Below are 20,621 nucleotides of genomic sequence, written 5' to 3'. Positions count from 1 at the left end.
AGGAGTGAATATGAGTTTTTCCGGTAAAGTAGTGCTGGTCACCGGTGCCAGCCGCGGCATTGGTCGTGCCACCGCCGAACTGTTCGCAGAACGCGGTGCCACCGTCATCGGCACTGCTACCAGCGACAAGGGTGCTGAGGCGATCAGCGCCTATCTGGGCGACAAGGGTACCGGTCTGGTACTGAACGTCACTGATCCGGCGTCACTGGAAGCCACGCTTGGCACCATCAAGGAGCGTTTTGGTGATATCGACGTACTGGTGAACAACGCCGGTATCACCCGCGATAATCTGATGATGCGCATGAAAGAAGACGAGTGGCAGGATATTCTCGACACCAACCTCACATCTGTGTTCCGTCTGTCCAAGGCGGTGCTGCGCACCATGATGAAAAAGCGCTACGGTCGTATTGTGACCATCGGCTCCGTGGTAGGCACCATGGGCAACGCCGGCCAGGCCAACTATGCGGCTGCCAAAGCCGGTCTGATTGGTTTCAGCAAGTCCCTGGGCCGTGAAGTGGCGTCCCGCGGCATTACCGTTAATGTGGTTTCTCCCGGTTTTATTGAAACAGACATGACGCGCGCATTGAATGACGAACAACGAGCCGGTATCTTGTCACAAGTTCCGGCTCAGCGCCTGGGCGACCCCAAAGAGATTGCATCCGCCGTGGCCTTTTTGGCGTCGGATGAAGCTGGTTACATTACCGGCGAAACGCTGCACGTTAACGGCGGCATGTACATGGTGTGATGAAAATCACCTCGGTTAGCATCTGTTTGGCGGAAAATGCGCCGTTTTAGGGGTAAATTCTGGTTAGACCAGCCCCAAACAGGCTTGCAAACGACGGTTATTTTTATACACTACCGCAACGACACGCACTTGCGTATTTCTAAAGGAAAATACTGGTCATGAGCAACATTGAAGAACGCGTAAAGAAAATCATCGTAGAACAACTGGGTGTTAAAGAAGAAGAAGTTAAATCTGAAGCTTCTTTCGTTGATGATCTGGGCGCGGATTCCCTGGATACCGTTGAACTGGTAATGGCTCTGGAAGAAGAGTTTGACACCGAGATTCCTGACGAGGAAGCGGAGAAGATCACCACCGTTCAGGCTGCGATCGACTACATCAACGCCAACCAGGAATAACAAACCTGTACCGGAGTGGCGCCCGCCACTTCGGTTATTTTCTTGTTTAACCCCCATTCGGAGGCGCTCCTGTGTCAAAACGCAGAGTCGTGGTGACTGGCCTCGGTATGCTCTCTCCTGTCGGAAATTCGGTCGATGCCAGCTGGCAGGCCCTGCTGGCAGGTCAAAGCGGCATTACCAATATCGATCATTTTGATACTACCGATTACACCACCAAGTTTGCCGGCCTGGTCAAGGATTTTGACCCGGAAGCGCATGGCATAGCCAAGAAAGAAGCCCGCAAAATGGATCTGTTTATTCAGTACGGTATAGCAGCAGGCTTGCAGGCCTTTGCTGATGCCGGACTGGAAATTACAGACGCCAACGCCGATCGCGTGGGTGTGTCCATCGGCTCGGGTATTGGTGGTCTGGGTCTGATTGAACAAAATCATACCAACCTGATGAAGAGCGGTCCGCGTAAGCTGAGTCCCTTCTTTGTGCCGTCCACCATTATCAATATGGTATCCGGCCATTTGTCGATCATGAAGGGCCTGCGCGGTCCCAATATTGCCGCCACCACCGCCTGTACCACTGGTACGCACAGCATTGGTCTGGCAGCCCGCATGATTGCTTACGGTGATGCCGATGCCATGCTGGCCGGCGGCACCGAAAAGGCCTCCACGCCCATGGGCATGGGTGGTTTTGCTGCGGCCCGTGCGCTCTCTACCCGCAACGACGAGCCGCAAAAGGCAAGCCGCCCCTGGGACAAGGACCGTGATGGCTTTGTGCTGGGCGACGGCGCCGGTGTGGTCATGCTGGAAGAGTATGAACACGCCAAGGCCCGTGGTGCCACCATTTATGCCGAGCTGGTTGGCTTTGGCATGAGCGGCGATGCACATCATATGACGGCTCCGCCCGATGACGGCAGCGGTGCTGCAGCGGCCATGGCCAATGCCCTGCGCGACGCCAATCTGGATCCGGCGCTGGTGGGTTACATCAATGCTCACGGCACCTCCACGCCGCTGGGTGATGTGGCCGAGCTGAAAGCGGTGAAAAAGGTATTTGGTGAGCAGGCCGGCAAACTGATGGTCAGCTCCACCAAATCAATGACCGGTCATCTGCTGGGTGCTGCCGGTGCCATTGAAGCCATTATTACCGTGCTGGCGCTGCGTGATCAGATTGCACCGCCCACCATCAATCTGGACAACCCGGATGATGAATGCGATCTGGATCTGGTACCGCACCAGGCGAAGAAGGGTGAGTTCGAGTATGCCCTGTCCAACTCTTTCGGGTTTGGCGGCACTAATGGCTCATTGATCTTCAAGCGCATATAATGGCCCTTCGGCCATAAACAGCCCGGCCATGTGCCGGGCTTTTTTATAACGGTATTATGCAGACCTTTATCAGCAGTTCAGACAACACCAGTCGTGGCTGGATGCTCGGCGACGGCCATTTCACCACCATGCACCAGCACCTGGGCCGGGTACGGCTCTGGCCATTGCACAAGGCCCGGCTGATTAAAGCCTGCCGCCGGCTGCACATGGCCGAGCCCGACTGGAGTGCCGTGGAAGCCGCCCTTGCGCGCCTGCCCGACGAAGGCGATCGTGTGGTGCGCCTGACCCTGTTGCGCGGCGCCGGCGGCCGGGGCTATGGTATTGCCGGCAGCACGGAAACCGTGGTTGCCTTGAACTGTTCGTCTTTTCCCGTGCATTATTTTGCCTGGCGCGAGCAGGGCATTGAGCTGGGCCTGTGTGAAGGCCGGCTTGGCAGCTCGCCGCTGTTGGCGGGACTGAAAACCAGCAACCGGCTGGAGCAGGTGTTGCTAAGGGCTGAGCTTGAAGACCGCGGGCTTGATGAAGGCGTGGTGCTGAACGATGCGGGCGTTATTATGGAGGCAGTGACCGCCAATCTGTTCTGGCGCAAGGATGATGCTGTGTTTACTCCGGCGCTTGCCACCAATGGCGTGCATGGCACTGTGCGTGCCTGGATAATAAATGAGCTGGGCGATCGGGTACAGACAGTGAATGCCCCCCTTGACGCCCTTTATGACGCGGATGAAATCTGGCTGACCAATGCCCTGATGGGGCTGGTGCCTGTGCATACCTTTGCCGGCCGGACACTGCAACAGCCGTTTTCCATGACAAGAGCACTGCAACGCAAATATGAGCAAATTGATTAACGCCGTGAAAGGCACTCTGCTGGCCGGTGTGCTGGCGGGAGCTGGCCTGGCCGGCTATGGCTACAGCCAGTGGCAGAAAATTGAACATCTGACCATCACACCGGGAGAGCATCCGTTGTTTGTGGTGCATAAAGGCGAGACCGCCCTGCAACTGGCCGGCCGGCTCAGTCCGGAGCTGCCGCTGCTGCATCGCCGGTTATGGCTGAAGTTTCATCCTGAGCTGGCGGCTGTGCGCCAGGGCACCTACAAGCTGGATGGCAACACCACGCTGCGTGAGGCCCTGAACACCTTTGTAGACGGCGATGTGTATCGGCTGAACGTGACGTTAGTGGAAGGGCTGCGCCTGTCCGACTGGCTGGGCAAGCTGGCCAGCGCTGAGTACATGGAGCATGAGCTTGAGGGCGTCAGCGAAGCCGAACTGGCCGAACGTCTGGGGGCCGGGCACAGCAAGCTGGAAGGGCTGTTTTTACCGGAAACCTATACCTACACACCCGGCGACAGTGACTATGATGTGCTGGAGCGTGCTTATGGCCATATGCAGACGTTTTTACAGGATGCCTGGGAAAACCGTGAGCCCGACCTGCCGGTAGACTCTCCCTACGAGGCGCTGATCCTGGCGTCCATTATTGAAAAGGAAACCGGCATTGCCGAAGAGCGGCCGCTGATCGCATCGGTATTTATTAACCGGTTGCGCCGGGGCATGCGACTGCAGACAGATCCCACCGTGATTTACGGCATGGGTGACGATTATGACGGCAATATTCGCAAACGCGATCTGCAGGCGCATACGCCCTACAACACCTATGTGATCGACGGTCTGCCGCCCACTCCCATTGCCATGCCCAGCCAGGAAGCCATTCAGGCCGTGCTGAATCCGGCCAAGAGCAAATATTATTATTTTGTGGCCAAGGGTGAGGGCCGGCATCATTTTTCCCGCACCTTGCGTGAGCATAACAACGCTGTGCGCCGCTACATTCTGAACAGGTAAGTGATGAGCCGTTTTATAGTAATTGAAGGGCTGGAAGGGGCCGGCAAAAGCACGGTGCAGCGCCATGTGGTGAGCTGGCTTGAAGCCAGAGGCCACAGGGTAATAACCACCCGCGAGCCCGGTGGTACCCCGCTGGCCGAAAAAATGCGCGCCCTGGTAAAAGAGGTGCATGAAGAGCCGCTCACCACGGAAGCCGAGCTGCTGCTGATGTATGCCGCCCGGGTGCAGCTGGTAAAAAACCGGATTCAGCCGGCCCTGGCCGACGGTATCTGGGTGGTGGGAGACAGGCATGACTGGTCTTCTCAGGCTTATCAGGGCGGCGGCCGGGGCATAGACACCGGCCTTATTACTCAAATCAAACAGGCGGTGCTGGGAGACTTTAAACCGGATCTCACTCTCTACCTTGATATTGATCCGGCGCAGGGGCTGGCCCGGGCCCGCCACCGAGGCGAGCTGGACCGCATAGAGCAGGAAAAAATCGACTTTTTTGAGCGCACCCGTGCCCGCTATCTCGAGCTGGCCCATGCCGATGCCAACTGTGACCTGATAGATGCCAGTGGCAATGAGCAGCAGGTAAAAGAACGGGTACTGGCCTGTCTGGAGCAACGTCTGTGTACCCCTGGCTGATCCCGGTATGGCAGCCGCTGCAACGGGCGGTGCGAGAGCAGCATTTGGGCCATGGCCTGCTGATCAAGGGCATGGCGGGGCTGGGCAAGCGCGAGCTGGCCGAAAAACTGGCTACCGCATTATTATGCCAACATACAAGTAATGCTCCTTGCGGCATCTGCCATGCCTGTGAACTCACCGCCGCCGGCAGTCATTCCGATCTGCATATAGTGGGCCGGGAAGGACGCAGCATCGGCATTGATGCCATTCGCGAGCTCAGCCGTATTATGAGTGAAAGCGCGCGACTGGGACATGGCAAGGTGGCCGTTATCGAGCGGGCCGAGCTGATGACCGAAGCCGCTGCCAATGCGCTGCTGAAAACGCTGGAAGAGCCGGCAGGCGAGGCCACACTGATTCTGGTATCGTCCCGGCCCGAGCGGTTGCTGCCGACGCTTATAAGTCGTTGTCAGCAGTGGCTGGTGCCACTGCCCGATACGCAAAGTGCGCTGGCCTGGCTGAATGAGCAGGGCGTGCAGGCCAGCCCCTCGGCTCTGAGTGTGAACCAGGGTTCGCCACTGCAGACCCTGGAATACCTGAGTGCCGGTACCGACGACAAACGCCTGAGTTTGCTGGCCGAGCTGGCCGGTCTGGGCAAGCAGCCGGGCCGGCTGCAAAAGGTGCAGGCGGGCCTGCAGGAACAGCCGGTGCACCTGGTATGGGTGCAGCTGTTGCTGCAGGATGCGCTGCAAACCGCCCTTGGCGTGCGGGCACCACTTAAACTTGCTGACTGCCGGCAGCACAGTGCGCTTATAGCGCAGCTGGGGCCCATGCAGCTGCATGAGCTGCACAGTGCGCTGCTGGAATTGCGCCGTTGTTTGCAGCCGGGGCAGGGCAGACCGGTCAATGCCGGCCTGCAGCTGAGCCAGTGGCTGCATCGTTTGCAGCAGACATTACTTCATTCCTGATTTACCGAAAACAACACCGGAGCTGATTTTGCTGGTTGATTCCCATTGCCATCTCGACAAACTCGATTACGGCAAAAAACACAAATCCATGGACGAAGCCATCGCCAAGGCCGCCAGCCGTGGCGTAAACCACATGCTGTGCATTGGTGTGGGGCTGAATTCCTTTCCCGATATGCTGAAAGCCGTTGAGCCTTACCCTCAGGTGTTTGCCTCCTGTGGCGTGCACCCGCTGCACCAGAACGATGAACAGAACAATCCGGAGCAGCTACGCGAGCTGGCCTCGCACCCTTCTGTGGTAGCCATTGGCGAAACCGGGCTGGATTATTTTTATGCGCCCGACACCGCCGAGCTGCAAAAGCGCTCTTTTGAGCAGCATGTGCAGGTGGCGGTGGAGCTGAACAAGCCGCTGATCATTCATACCCGCAGCGCTCAGGAAGACACCCTGGAAATTTTGCGCAAGGGCGGTGCCGACAAGGTAGGCGGTGTGCTGCACTGCTTTACCGAATCCCTGGAAATGGCCGAAGCCGCCATTGAGCTTGGCTTCTACATTTCCATTTCCGGCATAGTGACCTTTCGCAGTGCCGACGCCCTGCGCGAAGTGGTAAAAGCGCTGCCGCTGGAGCGCCTGCTGGTGGAGACCGACTCGCCCTGGCTGGCCCCGGTGCCGTTTCGCGGTGAAGAAAACGAACCCGCCTACACCCGCACCGTGGCGGAATATGTAGCCAAACTTAAAGGCGTGCCCTATGAAGAAGTAGCAAAGCAAACCACCGCCAACTTCTTTGAGCTGTTCAAACTGGCCCGCCCCGTAGGGGAGCGGTAAGCCGTAAGCTATCAGCCATAAGAGGTGCCGTCTGTAGTGCCAAGGTTGGGATTAGCCATGCGAATCCCAACAACCCGCAGTCGGCATCCTGTTGCAATTCGCTACGCTCACGTGGCTTTGCCATTCCCTACTCACCATTCCCCAGCCCCCGCTGGCTTCCGGCTTTCAGCTTACCTATAGTAAACATTGTTCCATTCGCATCTGAGGTGAAACTACGTGCTTGCCTGGCATTTGTGGCTGATTGCCGCGCTTATTCTGTTCCTGGCCGAGTTGCTTGGCACCGGCTTTTTTGCCGTTGCCATGGGGCTGGCCGCCTTGGTGGCCATGGCGGCGGCGCTGCTGAATGTGGGTGTAACGGGCTAGTGGTTTGCCTTTGCCCTGGCAGCCGCCGCACTGGCCCCTTTGCTGAAAAGGGCCTTTCGTCAGTATGCCCCCTCACAGCGTCGCAGCGGCCTGGCCGGCGAAAGCCGCCATCAAACCGGCAAACTGGTGCGCCATCATAACGGTGAGTTGCGGCTTAAACTTGAAGGTGACTTGTTTATGGTGCGCGCCGAGGCTGACGCCGAACTACAGGAAGGAGAAGAAGTGGAAATTCTCCGTTTCGACGGCATTACCGCTATTGTTAAATCACTCAAATAATTAAAAACATTGTTACCGCAAGGGAGTTTGTCATGGACATGATGTTGGTTATTGCTCTGGTATTTACCGTGCTGGTGCTGGCACTGGTGATCAAAGGCCTGATGATAGTGCAGCAATCGGAAGCCGTGGTTATTGAGCGGCTTGGGAGTTACCAGAAAACGCTCAGCCCCGGTATTAACTGGATTATTCCCTTTGTAGACAAGCCTCGCTCCATTAAGGTGCGCCGTTATCAGGCCATTGGCGGAGAAAATGTCGCCGTGGTGCAGGAAGAAACCCGCATTGACCGCCGCGAAACCGTGCTCGACTTTCCCGGCCAGTCGGTGATCACGGCCGACAACGTGAGCGTGACCGTAAACGGCGCCCTGTATTTTCAGGTGATTGACCCGGAGCGGGCCGTATACCAGACCGAGAACCTTATTCAGGCTATCGAAATTCTGGCCAAAACCTCTCTGCGCTCGGAAGTAGGCAAAATGGAGCTGGACAAGCTGTTTGAATCCCGCCAGGAAATTAACGACAAGCTGCAGGTGGTTATGGACGAAGCCGGCAACAAATGGGGCGTAAAAGTCACCCGGGTTGAAATTCAGGACATTCTCATTCCCGCCGAAGTGGAAGACGCCATGCGTAAGCAAATGGCCGCCGAGCGGGAACGCCGGGCACTTGTATTGCAGGCCAGCGGTGAGCGGGAAGCCGCCATTGCCCGAGCCGAAGGGGAGAAACGCTCCAATATTCTGGTAGCAGAAGGGGAGCGCGAAGCCGCCATTCTGATGGCCGACGGCCAGCGCCAGGCCATTGATCAGGTATTGGCCGCCGGCAGCGACCGGCTTGATCCGCAACTGGTTATCGGCTATCTGCTGGGGCTGGAATACCTCAAAACCCTGCCGGAAATCGGCAAAGACGGCGACCGCATCTTCCTGCCCTATGAAGCCAGCAGCGTACTCGGCGCCGTGGGCAGCATAGAGGCGCTGCTTAAAAACAAAATGTAATCCCCTGCAGGCCCCAATTTATTGGGGCAAACCCACGGGCTCAGCCATCATGTAGCACCTTTGCCCCGTTAAAACGGGGCCTACAGTAGGCCCGAATTTATTCGGGCAACTCAGTACCAGGTTGGACGAGTCCCAACATTCCTCCAGCTTCTCGCTTCCAGCACCCAGCTGTCTGTTAAGACCAAAGTCTAACCATAATTGTCGACACATCACCTTGCTGAACCCCATTTCAGGTGGTAATTTTGTTTCATATTCGTTAAATTGTTGACAGTTGAATGACAGAGCAAGCACTACTACCACAGAGCAGCGACTTATCCTTAACCGAGGCGCGGGAGCTGACCAAGTCGGCCAACCTCACCGAACAGCTGATTGATCTGATCGTGAAAGGGGAGTTTGAGGCCGGCAGTAAAATCTCCGAGCCCGAGCTGGCGCGCCGCTTTGGCGTGAGCCGGGGGCCGCTGCGCGAAGCCATGCTGCGGGTGGAATCCTTAGGCCTGATTGAACGGGTGCCCCATGTGGGCGCGCGGGTTATTGCACTGAGCCGGGCCAAGCTGATTGAGATTTATGCGGTGCGCGAGGCGCTGGAAGGCATGGCGGCGCGGCTGGCCTGCCAGCACATTACCGAGGCCGAGCTGATTGCCCTGGAGCAGCTGCTTAATACCCACAAGGCCCATATCGAAGAAGTGGAAGGGGTCTCCTATTTTCATCAGCAGGGCGACTTTGACTTTCACTACCGGCTGATCCTGGCCAGCCGCAACAGCACGCTGATCAGCCTGCTGTGCGACGAGCTGTATCACCTGCTGCGTATGTACCGGCATCAGTCTCAGCGCTCTCATTCCCGTCCGCAACAGGCCTTAAGCGAGCATTTTCACTTGCTGGCGGCCCTGCGGGAGCGGGACGGTGAGCTGGCCGAGCTGCTGATGCGCCGGCATATCATGCGCAGCCGGCTGTTAATTGAACAACAACTTGAAACCGAACAAGGAGCAAACCAATGAGTCCGGGAGCAAAATTTCGCGAGGCGGTCGCCAATAACCAGCCGCTGCAGGTGGTGGGCACCATCAATCCTTATTGCGCCATGATGGCGGAGCAGGTGGGCCATCAGGCCATTTATCTGTCCGGTGGCGGCATTGCCAATGCCTCTTACGGCCTGCCGGATCTGGGCATTACCACCCTGAACGACGTGCTGGAAGACGTGCGCCGCATTACCGCCGCCACCAAGCTGCCGCTGCTGGTAGACATAGACACCGGCTTTGGCGGGGCCTTTAACATTGCCCGCACCATTAAAGAGATGGAGCGCGCCGGCGCGGCTGCCGTGCATCTGGAAGATCAGGTGGCGCAAAAGCGCTGTGGCCACAGGCCCAACAAGGCCATTGTGAGCCAGAGCGAAATGGTAGACAGAGTAAAAGCAGCGGTGGATGCGCGCACCGATAGTGATTTTGTGATCATGGCGCGCACCGACGCTCTGGCGGTGGAAGGGATGGACGCGGCCATTGAGCGGGCACTGGCCTGTGTGGAGGCGGGGGCCGACATGATTTTCCCCGAGGCCATTAACACCCTGGAGCAATATCGCCAGTTTGCCGAGGCGGTAAAGGTCCCCATTCTGGCCAACATTACCGAGTTTGGCCAGACCCCGCTGTTCGGCAAAGACGAGCTGGCCGAGTGCGGCGTGGGCATGGTGCTCTATCCGCTGTCGGCGTTCCGCGCCATGAATCAGGCGGCGCTCAATGTGTATCAGCACCTGCTGAAAGACGGCCACCAGCGCAATGTGGTAGACAGCATGCAAACCCGGGAGCAGCTCTACCATTACCTGGGTTATCACGATTACGAGAACAAGCTGGACCAGCTGTTCAGCGAGCAAAAAGGCGACTGACGCTTACGCACACACCACCTCGACCAAAACATAACAAGGAGCCAGCCATGACCACCTTTGCTGAAAAATCCAAGGAAGAAAAACAACTGGGCGGCGCGGGCCTGCGTGGCCAGAGTGCCGGCAGCACGGCGCTGTGCACCGTGGGCAAAAGCGGTACCGGCCTCACTTACCGGGGCTACGACATTACCGACCTGGCACACCATGCCGAGTTTGAAGAAGTCGCGCATTTGCTGCTGAAAGGCAAGCTGCCTACTCAGACCGAGCTGAATACTTACAAGCAAAACCTGATGTCCCGCCGGGGCCTGCCGGAAGCCCTGTGCCGGGTGCTGGAAGAAATTCCTGCCCATGCGCACCCCATGGATGTAATGCGCACCGGCTGCTCTGTGCTGGGTAATCTGGATCAGGAGATGGACTTTGCCGAGCAGGAGGACAAAACCGATACCCTGCTGTCCATGCTGCCGGCCATTATCTGCTACTGGTATCGCTACAGTCACGATGGTGTGCGCATTGACACCACCTGCCCGGAGCAGGACAGCATAGGTGGCTATTTTCTGGAAATGCTGACCGGCAAGGCACCAAGCGAGCTGCATAAAAAGGTAATGCACTGCTCCCTGGTGCTCTATGCCGAACATGAGTTCAATGCGTCTACCTTTACCGCCCGGGTGTGCGCGTCCACCCTGTCGGATCTGCATTCCTGCATTACCGCGGCCATTGGCAGCCTGCGCGGCCCGCTGCACGGCGGTGCCAACGAAGCCGCCATGGAAATGATTGAGCGCTGGCAGACCCCGGATGAAGCCGAGGCGGGCATACTGCACATGCTGGCCAACAAAGAAAAGATCATGGGCTTTGGTCATGCCATATACCGCGAGTCGGATCCGCGCAATGCCCTTATCAAGGAGTGGGCCAAAAAACTCTCTGAAGACGTAGGCGACACTCACCTTTATGCGGTGTCCGAGCGGGTAGAGGCGGTGATGAAGCGGGAGAAAAACCTGTTCTGCAACGCCGACTTCTTTCATGCCTCTGCCTATCACTTTATGGGTATTCCCACCAAGCTGTTTACCCCCATCTTTGTGATGAGCCGGGTCACGGGCTGGGCCGCCCATGTGTTTGAGCAACGCGCCAACAACCGCATTATTCGCCCCAGCGCCGACTATATCGGCCCCGAGCCGCAAGCCTGGCTGCCCATCAGCGAGCGCAAGTGAGGAATGCCATGAATACCGACTTTCGCAAACCGCTGCCGGGCACTCAGCTTGACTACTTTGATGCACGGGCAGCGGTGAACGCCATTGCTCCCGGTGCCTATGAAGGCCTGCCCTATGTGTCTCGGGTGCTGGCGGAGCAACTGGTGCGCCGCTGCACACCGGCTCAGCTTACCAACAGCCTGAAACAACTGATTGAGCGCAAGCGCGACCACGACTTTCCCTGGTATCCGGCGCGGGTGGTGTGCCACGACATTCTCGGCCAGACCGCTTTGGTGGACCTGGCCGGCCTGCGGGACGCCATTGCCGCGCAAGGAGGCGATCCGGCCCGGGTTAACCCGGTGGTGCAAACCCAGCTGATTGTGGATCATTCCCTGGCGGTGGAGCATGCCGGTTTTGAGCCGGACGCCTTTGACAAAAACCGCGCCATTGAAGACAGACGCAACGAAGACCGTTTTCACTTTATTGAATGGTGCAAAACCGCCTTTGAGAACGTGAGCGTGATCCCTGCCGGCAACGGCATTATGCACCAGATCAACCTGGAGAAAATGTCGCCGGTGGTGCAGGTGCAAAATGGCGTGGCCTTTCCCGACACTTGTGTGGGCACCGACAGCCATACGCCCCATGTGGATGCGCTGGGCGTGATTGCCATTGGCGTGGGCGGGCTGGAAGCCGAAACTGTGATGCTGGGCCGGCCCTCCATGATGCGCCTGCCCGACATTGTCGGCGTAAAGCTTACCGGCACCCGCCAGCCCGGCATTACCGCCACCGACATAGTGCTGGCGCTCACCGAGTTTTTGCGCGAGCAACGGGTAGTGTCGGCCTGGCTGGAATTCTTTGGCGAAGGCACCAGGGATCTCACCATTGGCGACCGGGCTACCATTTCCAATATGACCCCGGAATACGGGGCCACTGCCGGCATGTTCTACATCGACGAGCAGACCATCAACTACCTCAAGCTCACCGGCCGCGACGACGAGCAGGTGAAGCTGGTAGAAGCCTACGCCCGCCATACCGGCCTGTGGGCCGACGACCTGCAAAACGCAGAGTATGAGCGGGTGCTGGAATTTGATATTGGCGCTGTGACACGCAATATGGCGGGGCCGTCCAGCCCGCACCGGCGGCTGCCCACCTCGGCCTTGGCCGAGCGCGGCATTGCCGGCCCCTGGCATGAAGAGCCGGGTAAACTGCCGGATGGTGCCATTATTATTGCTGCCATCACCTCCTGCACCAACACCAGCAACCCGCGCAACGTGGTGGCGGCGGGGCTGCTGGCCAAAAAAGCCAACGCGCTGGGGCTAACACGTAAGCCCTGGGTAAAAACCTCGTTCGCCCCCGGCTCCAAGGTGGCGCGGCTTTATATGGAAGAAGCGGGCCTGCTGCCGGAGCTGGAGCAACTGGGCTTTGGCATTGTGGGCTATGCCTGCACCACCTGTAACGGCATGAGCGGCGCGCTCGACCCCGATATTCAGCAAGAGATCATTGAACGCGACCTTTACACCACGGCCGTGCTCTCGGGTAACCGCAACTTCGACGGCCGCATTCATCCTTATGCCCGGCAGGCGTTTCTGGCCTCGCCGCCGCTGGTGGTGGCTTATGCGCTGGCGGGATCCATTCGCTTTGATATAGAGCGCGATGTGCTGGGCACCGATGCCAATGGCAAGCCTATTTACCTGAACGATCTCTGGCCCAGCGATGAAGAAATAGATGCGGTGGTGGCGGAGTATGTGAAGCCCGAGCAGTTCAACCGAGTGTACATTCAGATGTTCAAGCTGAATGACGCCGCGCAAAACACGCCGCCGCTTTACGACTGGCGGCCCAACAGCACCTATATTCGCCGTCCGCCCTATTGGGAAGGGGCGCTGGCCGGGAAATGCAGCCTTAGCGGCATGCGGCCGCTCGCCATTTTGGGTGACAACATCACCACCGACCATCTGTCGCCGTCCAATGCCATTCTGGCATCCAGCGCGGCGGGGGAATATCTGGCCAGCATGGGGGTGCCGGAGGAAGACTTTAACTCCTATGCCACCCACAGAGGCGATCACCTCACCGCTCAGCGGGCGACCCTGGCCAACCCCAAGCTGTTTAACGAAATGGTGCGGGAAAACGGCGAAGTGGTGCAAGGGTCGCTTACGCGAATAGAGCCGGACGGCAAAGTGACCCGCATGTGGGAAGCGATAGAAACCTACATGAACCGCAAGCAGCCGCTGATCATAGTAGCAGGGGCCGACTATGGTCAGGGATCGTCCCGGGACTGGGCTGCCAAGGGGGTGCGTCTGGCCGGGGTGGAAGCCATCGTGGCCGAAGGCTTTGAGCGCATTCACCGCACCAACCTGGTGGGCATGGGCGTGCTGCCGCTGGAGTTTATGCCCGGCACCAACCGCCACACGCTGGCGCTCGATGGCACTGAACTCTATGACGTGCAGGGCCACATTCAGCCCGGCGCTGAATTGACCCTGGTGATCACCCGCATCAGCGGCGAGCAGGAAAACGTGCCCGTACGCTGCCGGCTGGACACCGCCGACGAGCTGAGTGTTTACAGCGCCGGCGGCGTGCTGCAACGTTTCGCCCAGGACTTTCTGGCGGGTTAAAAGGAAGAAACCATGGCAAGCAACACCTTTGCACCCCAGCTGAAAATTCCCGCCACCTATATGCGTGGCGGCACCAGCAAGGGCGTGTTTTTTAATCTGACCGATCTGCCGCCGGCGGCGCAAGTGCCCGGCGAGGCCAGAGACAAGCTGCTGCTGCGGGTCATTGGCAGCCCGGACCCTTATGGCAAACACACCGACGGCATGGGCGGGGCTACCTCCAGCACCAGCAAAACCGTGATTGTGTCGAAAAGCCAACAGCCGGATCACGATGTGGATTACCTGTTCGGCCAGGTGTCCATTGACCAGCCCTTTGTGGACTGGAGCGGCAACTGCGGCAACCTCTCGGCGGCGGTGGGGCCTTTTGCCATTCATGCCGGCCTGGTGGAGCGGGTGCCGCAAAACGGCATGGCCACGGTGCGGGTATGGCAGGCCAACATAGGCAAAACCCTGCTGGTGCATGTGCCCATGCACAACGGCGAGGTGCAGGAAACCGGCGACTTTGCGCTGGACGGCGTCACCTTTCCCGCGGCGGAAATTGAGGTGGACTTTATGGCACCCGGTGAAGGGGCCATGTTTCCTACCGGCAATTTGGTCGACAAGCTGGACGTGCCCGGCATCGGCACGCTTGACGCCACCCTCATCAACGCCGGTATTCCCACCATTTTTATTAATGCGAACAGCGTTGGCTTTACCGGCACCGAGCTGCAGCCGGCCATTAACGACAATGCCGGTACGCTGGCCCTGTTTGAGCGTATTCGCGCAGCTGGCGCGGTGAAAATGGGGCTGATTAACTCACCGGAGCAGGCAGCAAGCCGCCAGCACACGCCCAAAGTAGCCTTTGTGTCGGGGCCGGCGGCCTATGTGGCGTCCAGCGGCAAAACCGTGCAGAAAACCGATATCGATGTGCTGGTGCGGGCGCTGTCCATGGGCAAGCTGCACCACGCCATGATGGGCACCGCCGCCGTGGCCATTGCCGCCGCCGCCTGTGTGCCCGGCACTCTGGTTAACCAGGCCGCCGGCGGCGGCGAGCGGGAGTCGGTTACCTTTGGTCATCCGTCCGGCATCCTCAGGGTGGGGGCCAGCGCTCAGCACACCGAGCAAGGCTGGATGGTAGAGAAAGTCACCATGAGTCGCAGTGCGCGCATTTTAATGGAAGGGGTAGTGCGCGTGCCGTTTTAGTCATCAATGCGCCCGCGGCGCTTAAGGAAAAGCAATGTCAGGAGCAAATAGCATGTTCACCTATCAGCAGGCATTTGATTTGGCGGCCAACTCGCCGGAAGTGTTCTGGAAACAGCAAGCCGAACAGCTGGACTGGTTTACCGTTCCGCAAGCCATATTAAGCCAGGACGAGCACGGCATAGAGCGCTGGTTTGCCGACGGCGAGCTGAACACCGCTCATCTGGCGCTGGATTATCATGTGGCGCAGGGCAGGGGCGATCAGACCGCGCTGATTTACGACTCGCCGGTGACCGGCCAAAAGGCCCGTTACACCTACCGCGTGCTGCGGGATCAGGTAGCCAAGGCCGCCGGCATGCTGGCCGCACTGGGGGTGCAAAAAGGCGACAGAGTCGTGATTTATATGCCCATGATCCCGGAAGCGGCTATTTCCATGCTGGCCTGTGCCCGGCTGGGGGCCATTCATTCGGTGGTGTTTGGCGGCTTTGCCCCTCACGAGCTGGCGGTGCGCATTGAAGACGCCGAGCCCAAAGTGCTGCTCACCGCCAGTTGCGGGGTGGAAGTGAACAAGGTGATCCCCTACAAGCCGCTGGTGGACAAGGCGGTGATGGACAGCCGCTGCAAGCCCGAGCATGTGGTGGTGGTGCAACGGCCGGAATGCCCGGCAGACCTGCCCCATGATCGCGACAAGGACTGGTCGGCCCTGATGCAAAAGGCCGAGCCACACCCCTGTGTGCCGGTAAAAGCCACGGATCCGCTCTACATTCTGTATACCTCGGGCACCACCGGCAAACCCAAGGGCGTGGTGCGCGACAACGGCGGCCATGCGGTGGCGCTGAACTACAGCATGAACACCATTTATAACGTAAAGCCCGGCGATGTATTCTGGGCCGCCTCCGATGTGGGCTGGGTGGTGGGTCATTCCTACATAGTGTATGCGCCGCTGATTTACGGCTGCACCACCATTATGTATGAAGGCAAACCGGTAAAAACCCCGGATCCCGGTGCCTTCTGGCGGGTGTGCGACGAATATGGCGTAAAAGTGCTGTTTTCGGCACCCACCGCCTTTCGCGCCATTAAAAAGGAAGACCCGAACGGCGAGCAGCTGGCCCATTACCCCATGGACAAACTCACCACCATTTTTATGGCCGGCGAACGGCTGGATCCGCCCACCCTCGACTGGGTGGAAACTCATACCAAGCGCCCGGTGGTGGATCACTGGTGGCAGACCGAAACCGGCTGGGCCATAGCCGCCAACCCGCTGGGGCTGGAGCGCTTTACCACCAAACCCGGCTCCGCCACCAAACCCACCCCGGGTTACAAAGTGACTGTGCTCAATGAGCTGGGCGAAGCGCAGCCCGCCGGCGAGCAGGGCTACATTGCCATTGAACGGCCGCTGCCGCCGGGCTGCCTGCCCACGGTGTGGCGCAATCACGACCGTTTTGAATCCGGCTATCTCGGCCAGTTCCCGGGTTTTTACGTATCCGGCGACGGCGGCTACATGGACGAAGATGGCTACCTGTTTGTAATGGGCCGTATGGACGATGTGATCAACGTGGCCGGCCATCGCTTGTCCACCGGCGAAATGGAAGAAATTGTAGGCAGCCATGAAGCGGTGGCCGAATGCGCCGTGATTGGTGTGCACGACGAGCTGAAAGGCCAGCTGCCCCTGGGGCTGGTGGTGCTGAAAGACGGCTACACATCGGATAATGGCAACATAGAGCAGGCGCTGCTGCAGCTGGTGCGCGACCAGGTAGGTGCCGTGGCCTGCTTTAAACAGGCCATTATCGTCGACCGGCTGCCCAAAACCCGCTCCGGCAAAATACTGCGCCGGGTGATCCGCCAGATAGCCGACGGCGAGCAATATGTGGTGCCGTCTACCATCGACGACCCCGGCTCGCTGGAAGAGCTGGCGCGAGTGCTGGAGTAACTTCCCTGTGAGCCGATTAATTGTCATAATCGGCTCATATTCTGATTCGATTAGGGTGGTTATTCGGCTCATGTACATCTGGCAGCACAAAGACTGGCCTCATTTTCATTGGGATGAAGCAAGGCTTAAACCCAGGCTTGATGAGATCCGCTGGCTGCAGGGGAGACTGTTGGGCCGCACTGAAGTCGCACCTGCGCAAACCGACTCGGCCGTGGAAATGGACGCGCTTATCCAGAATGCCATTCGCACCAGCGAAATTGAGGGAGAGCACCTGGATGTGGGATCGGTTCGCTCGTCGGTGGCCCGTCAGCTTGGGCTGGAGCAGGCCGGCGTTACCAGCAGACCCACTCCCGAGTCCGACTCTCTGGTAGCCCTGTTACTGGAAGCCACCCATCAGCCCGAACAACCATTTTCTTGTGAGCAGTTATGCCGCTGGCAGGCACAGCTGTTTCCTGTTCAGGGCATGTTTTCCCGTATTGTGATTGGTGAGCTGCGAGGGGAACATCCTATGCAGGTGATATCCGGCCGAATGGATAACCCTACCGTTCATTTTGAAGCGCCGCCCAGGCAGGGGCTGGAGCAGCAACTGAATGCCTTTATTGACTGGTTCAATCATCCGCCGGCACAACTTGATGCCATTCTCAGAGCCGGCATTGCTCACTTATGGCTGATCACCCTGCATCCGTTTGATGATGGCAACGGCCGGGTAACCAGAGCGGTTACCGACAGAGCGCTGGCCCAGGCCGAGGCCCGCTCCGTGCGCTTTTATTCCCTGAGTGCGGCCATTATGGCCCGGCGCACTGACTATTATGACCACCTTGAACAGACCCAGAAGGGCAGCCTGGAGATCACTCCTTGGCTGTCCTGGTTTCTGGACACGCTGCAAGAGGCACTGGAGCAGGCGCTGGCCCGGGTAGATCGGGTGCTGGAAAAGACTCGTTTCTGGCAGCGACATGCAAAAACGCCCCTGAGTGAACGGCAGATAAAGGTGCTTAACCGGCTGTTGGATAACGCCGGAGAAGAGTTTGAAAGCGGCATTAACACCCGCAAATATCAGGCGCTGGCCAAGGTGAGCAAGGCCACGGCCACCCGTGATCTGGCGGATTTGGTAGAAAAAGGATGTTTGCACAGCCTGCCGGGCGGCGGACGTAGCACTCGGTATGGGCTGGCGCTGTAGTAGGCAGGTAGGCCTGCTTTCAATGGAATAAGCCGATTAGCCGTTTTATTCGGCTCACGGAGCCTGAATGCCTGAAAATCAAACGATTTAGCTCACTTTCCTGAATAGTCTCAATTGAATTATTCTGCCAGTGCGTCAAAATAGGACGCAAATTTATAAAACTGCAATCAGGATGATCGCCTGCAAGGTCTGGCGGTAGCCTGCGTGGTGTTCAGCCAACATCGCATTGGTTACTGATTGTCCGCACCGGCAAGAAAGTCCAGAGGGCTGTGTGTGCCGGCAAAGTGCTGACCGATCACGTGAGTGTAAATCTGAGTAGTGCGCACATCGCTGTGGCCAAGCAGCTCCTGTACGGTTCTGATATCGCGGCCACTTTCAAGCAGATGCGTGGCAAATGAATGGCGAAAGGTATGGCAACTGATGCGCTTGTTGCAGATACCGGACTGACGAACCGCTGCTTTCAGCGCCCTGCGTGGCACTGAGTCATGCAGGTGATGACGGCAAACTTCTCCGGTTACCGGGTGTTTGCACAGGCTGACAGAGGGAAAAATAAACATCCAGGCGGGCTGGCGAAAAGCATTGGGATATTTTTTGCCAAGGGCGAAGGGCAGTGATGGGCCAACGCCTTTGAGGTTATCTTCCTGCTGAATAGACAAGGCGCTTTCTATCTGTTGGTGCAGCATGTTGTGCAGCCGCTGGCTCAGCATGGTTTTTCTGTCTTTGTTGCCTTTGCCGTTACGCACGGTGACCGAGCCGTCGTTAAAGCCAATGTCCTGTACTCTGAGCCGCAGGCATTCGGTGATTCTGAGGCCGCTGCCATACAGTAATGAAAAAATCAGCCGGTTGCGTTCATCCAGGTGTTTGAAGATTAACGCGACTTCAGCTTGAGTCAGCACAACGGGAAGTCGGCGATATTGAGTAGCATGGTGAAAATCCAGCTCGCCAAGCTCGATATTCAGCACCTTGTGATACATAAATGCCAGGGCATTAAGAGCAGTTTTCTGTGTATTGACGGCAACATGACAATCGGCGGCCAGCCAGGTAAGAAAGCTGCGAACCTCTGGTGCACCCATGTCCGCAGGGTGGCGCAGCTGATGAAAGCGAATGAACCGTTTGATCCAGTGCAGGTAGGTTTTTTCGGTGCGCAGGCTATAGCCACCCAAGCGAAGCTCCCGACGAATGCGATTCAAAAACGGACTGGCAGCCATGCTGTTACCCACTCACGCTAACTGTATGTATATACAGTATATTGCAAACTGTGAGCTTTGCATGCTCGTTATCAACAAAGTGTGCTCGTGTACAGCAACTACGAGCAGAAAAAGCAAGTAAATTGAAGAGCTTGCTTGATGATGATGTAGATAACGAGCAAAGCTGCGTAGATAGTGAGCATGCTCACTTTGATCATGGAGTAGTTGATCTAAAAAAGAGAAAATGATCGTATAATCAGGGTGTTATGAAATTTACCGAGAGCGGGTGTCTGAACATATATGAGCACGCTCACTATTATAATGTTAGCATTCAATGAGGGGTACGAGTAACTCTATGAGAAAGGAAATCCCTGCTCCAGTAATAGCAGTGCTGTCTGAGAACATGCCAGCCCTCGAAACTCACGCTAGCCTGGACAACTTGTTCGCATATGCTGAAGCCCCTGGCGATCCGCCAGATGGTTCGAAGCCCGTTAAAGTCCAAGCATGGCTTCGTCGAGTGAACAAAGAATCCGATCACCCCTTGGTCGTTCTTGGGCGACTTATCGAGTGCTACATGGAATTGCCTGACGTAGAAGAAACTGCGTCTTCTTGGTTCGGCGGCTCGAACGGAGATGTTAAAAAGGACTTCAAAGCTAAGCTGGAAGCCATTCTGTCTAGATGCAATCTCATTTACATCACCGGCGGAATTATATCCGATGGCAGCTCTGCTCCAAGTCGATCACTAGCCGAGCTAATTAAAGGTCGAGATATTCCTTCAATTGATGCTGAGTTTAATCGTGCGCTTGCGAATGTAAACTCTGAGCCGAGAGAGGCCGTCTCTGCTGCATGTAATATTCTTGAATCGATCTTCAAAACTTACATAGTTGATGAAAATCTTGCTATGCCACAGAAACAGGATCTTCAAAATGTATGGAAAGTTGTGCGTGCAGACTTGGGCTTTGATCCTGCTGCTTTGGAAGATGACGATCTCAAAAAAATTCTATCTGGCGTGTTGTCTGTGGTTGACGGGATCGGTGCTTTCAGGACTCATGCAAGCTCCGCTCATGGGCAAGGTCGTAAGATATACAACTTAAAGCCTCGGCATGCCAGGTTGGCAATCCATTCAGCTCATACCATCGCGCTTTTCGTACTGGAGACTTGGGATGAGAGAAAAGGTAGAGCGTAATGCTAA

The 20,621-nt window shown here is 57.4% G+C and carries 20 protein-coding genes; 19 read left to right on the top strand and 1 reads right to left on the bottom strand.

Annotated features, from left to right (window positions below; genetic code table 11):
- Window positions 1-10: 10 nt before the first annotated feature.
- The 18 genes from fabG to N2M06_RS08205 all read left to right on the top strand — a co-directional run bounded on the left by fabG (window position 11) and on the right by N2M06_RS08205 (window position 18,242).
- A complete protein-coding gene (gene fabG, locus N2M06_RS08290; RefSeq protein ID WP_019933735.1) occupies window positions 11-745 on the top strand; it encodes a 3-oxoacyl-ACP reductase FabG in 735 nt (244 codons plus the stop codon).
- 158 nt (window positions 746-903) lie between these two features.
- The gene (acpP, locus tag N2M06_RS08285) at window positions 904-1,140 is read left to right on the top strand and encodes an acyl carrier protein (protein WP_014292450.1); all 237 of its coding nucleotides are present in this window, start codon (window positions 904-906) and stop codon (window positions 1,138-1,140) included.
- 71 nt (window positions 1,141-1,211) lie between these two features.
- Window positions 1,212-2,453, top strand: a complete 1,242-nt coding sequence (gene fabF / locus N2M06_RS08280; RefSeq protein ID WP_317075592.1) for a beta-ketoacyl-ACP synthase II — start codon at window positions 1,212-1,214, stop codon at window positions 2,451-2,453.
- Window positions 2,454-2,509: 56 nt separating this feature from the next.
- Window positions 2,510-3,298: an aminodeoxychorismate lyase gene (gene pabC, locus N2M06_RS08275; RefSeq protein WP_317075593.1), complete on the top strand. Its 789-nt coding sequence runs from the start codon at window positions 2,510-2,512 to the stop codon at window positions 3,296-3,298.
- The gene (gene mltG / locus N2M06_RS08270; protein WP_019933732.1) at window positions 3,282-4,286 is read left to right on the top strand and encodes an endolytic transglycosylase MltG; all 1,005 of its coding nucleotides are present in this window, start codon (window positions 3,282-3,284) and stop codon (window positions 4,284-4,286) included. Before pabC ends, mltG begins: the two co-directional genes overlap by 17 nt.
- A gap of 3 nt (window positions 4,287-4,289) precedes the next feature.
- Entirely contained in the window at window positions 4,290-4,913 is a 624-nt protein-coding gene (gene tmk, locus N2M06_RS08265; protein ID WP_346350510.1) for a dTMP kinase, read from the top strand.
- Complete coding sequence (gene holB / locus N2M06_RS08260; RefSeq protein WP_346350509.1) at window positions 4,898-5,857, top strand: DNA polymerase III subunit delta'; 960 nt, start codon at window positions 4,898-4,900, stop codon at window positions 5,855-5,857. Before tmk ends, holB begins: the two co-directional genes overlap by 16 nt.
- Window positions 5,858-5,882: 25 nt before the next feature.
- Window positions 5,883-6,677 carry a TatD family hydrolase gene (locus tag N2M06_RS08255; RefSeq protein WP_346352166.1) on the top strand — a complete coding sequence of 265 codons (795 nt, stop codon included), beginning with the start codon at window positions 5,883-5,885 and terminating at the stop codon, window positions 6,675-6,677.
- A 216-nt stretch (window positions 6,678-6,893) separates the two neighbouring features.
- A complete protein-coding gene (locus N2M06_RS08250) occupies window positions 6,894-7,040 on the top strand; it encodes a hypothetical protein (RefSeq protein ID WP_346350508.1) in 147 nt (48 codons plus the stop codon).
- A gap of 15 nt (window positions 7,041-7,055) precedes the next feature.
- On the top strand, window positions 7,056-7,316 hold the full coding sequence (locus tag N2M06_RS08245; protein ID WP_346352165.1) for an NfeD family protein: 261 nt from the start codon (window positions 7,056-7,058) through the stop codon (window positions 7,314-7,316).
- A 32-nt stretch (window positions 7,317-7,348) separates the two neighbouring features.
- Window positions 7,349-8,299: an SPFH domain-containing protein gene (locus N2M06_RS08240; RefSeq protein ID WP_019933725.1), complete on the top strand. Its 951-nt coding sequence runs from the start codon at window positions 7,349-7,351 to the stop codon at window positions 8,297-8,299.
- A gap of 275 nt (window positions 8,300-8,574) precedes the next feature.
- Window positions 8,575-9,294 carry a GntR family transcriptional regulator gene (locus N2M06_RS08235; RefSeq protein WP_346350507.1) on the top strand — a complete coding sequence of 240 codons (720 nt, stop codon included), beginning with the start codon at window positions 8,575-8,577 and terminating at the stop codon, window positions 9,292-9,294.
- Window positions 9,291-10,169 carry a methylisocitrate lyase gene (gene prpB, locus N2M06_RS08230; RefSeq protein WP_346350506.1) on the top strand — a complete coding sequence of 293 codons (879 nt, stop codon included), beginning with the start codon at window positions 9,291-9,293 and terminating at the stop codon, window positions 10,167-10,169. The genes N2M06_RS08235 and prpB overlap by 4 nt, the downstream gene beginning before the upstream one ends.
- A gap of 47 nt (window positions 10,170-10,216) precedes the next feature.
- Window positions 10,217-11,371 carry a 2-methylcitrate synthase gene (gene prpC / locus N2M06_RS08225; protein ID WP_346350505.1) on the top strand — a complete coding sequence of 385 codons (1,155 nt, stop codon included), beginning with the start codon at window positions 10,217-10,219 and terminating at the stop codon, window positions 11,369-11,371.
- An 8-nt stretch (window positions 11,372-11,379) separates the two neighbouring features.
- A complete protein-coding gene (gene acnD / locus N2M06_RS08220) occupies window positions 11,380-13,959 on the top strand; it encodes a Fe/S-dependent 2-methylisocitrate dehydratase AcnD (RefSeq protein WP_346350504.1) in 2,580 nt (859 codons plus the stop codon).
- Between the two features lie 12 nt (window positions 13,960-13,971).
- The gene (gene prpF, locus N2M06_RS08215) at window positions 13,972-15,138 is read left to right on the top strand and encodes a 2-methylaconitate cis-trans isomerase PrpF (protein WP_346350503.1); all 1,167 of its coding nucleotides are present in this window, start codon (window positions 13,972-13,974) and stop codon (window positions 15,136-15,138) included.
- Window positions 15,139-15,190: 52 nt separating this feature from the next.
- Entirely contained in the window at window positions 15,191-17,065 is a 1,875-nt protein-coding gene (locus N2M06_RS08210; RefSeq protein ID WP_346350502.1) for a propionyl-CoA synthetase, read from the top strand.
- A 70-nt stretch (window positions 17,066-17,135) separates the two neighbouring features.
- Window positions 17,136-18,242, top strand: a complete 1,107-nt coding sequence (locus N2M06_RS08205; protein ID WP_346350501.1) for a Fic family protein — start codon at window positions 17,136-17,138, stop codon at window positions 18,240-18,242.
- Between the two features lie 230 nt (window positions 18,243-18,472).
- Here N2M06_RS08205 and N2M06_RS08200 read toward each other — a convergent pair whose 3' ends face one another.
- Entirely contained in the window at window positions 18,473-19,450 is a 978-nt protein-coding gene (locus N2M06_RS08200; protein WP_346350500.1) for an integron integrase, read from the bottom strand.
- Between the two features lie 334 nt (window positions 19,451-19,784).
- On the opposite strand from N2M06_RS08200, the gene N2M06_RS08195 reads away from it, so the two are divergent.
- Entirely contained in the window at window positions 19,785-20,615 is an 831-nt protein-coding gene (locus tag N2M06_RS08195) for an abortive infection family protein (protein WP_346350499.1), read from the top strand.
- Window positions 20,616-20,621: the final 6 nt, after the last annotated feature.

The sequence above is a fragment of the Oceanimonas sp. AH20CE76 genome, assembly GCF_039654065.1.
Lineage (GTDB): Bacteria > Pseudomonadota > Gammaproteobacteria > Enterobacterales > Aeromonadaceae > Oceanimonas > Oceanimonas smirnovii.
This window is presented reverse-complemented; position numbering and strand designations above follow the sequence as displayed.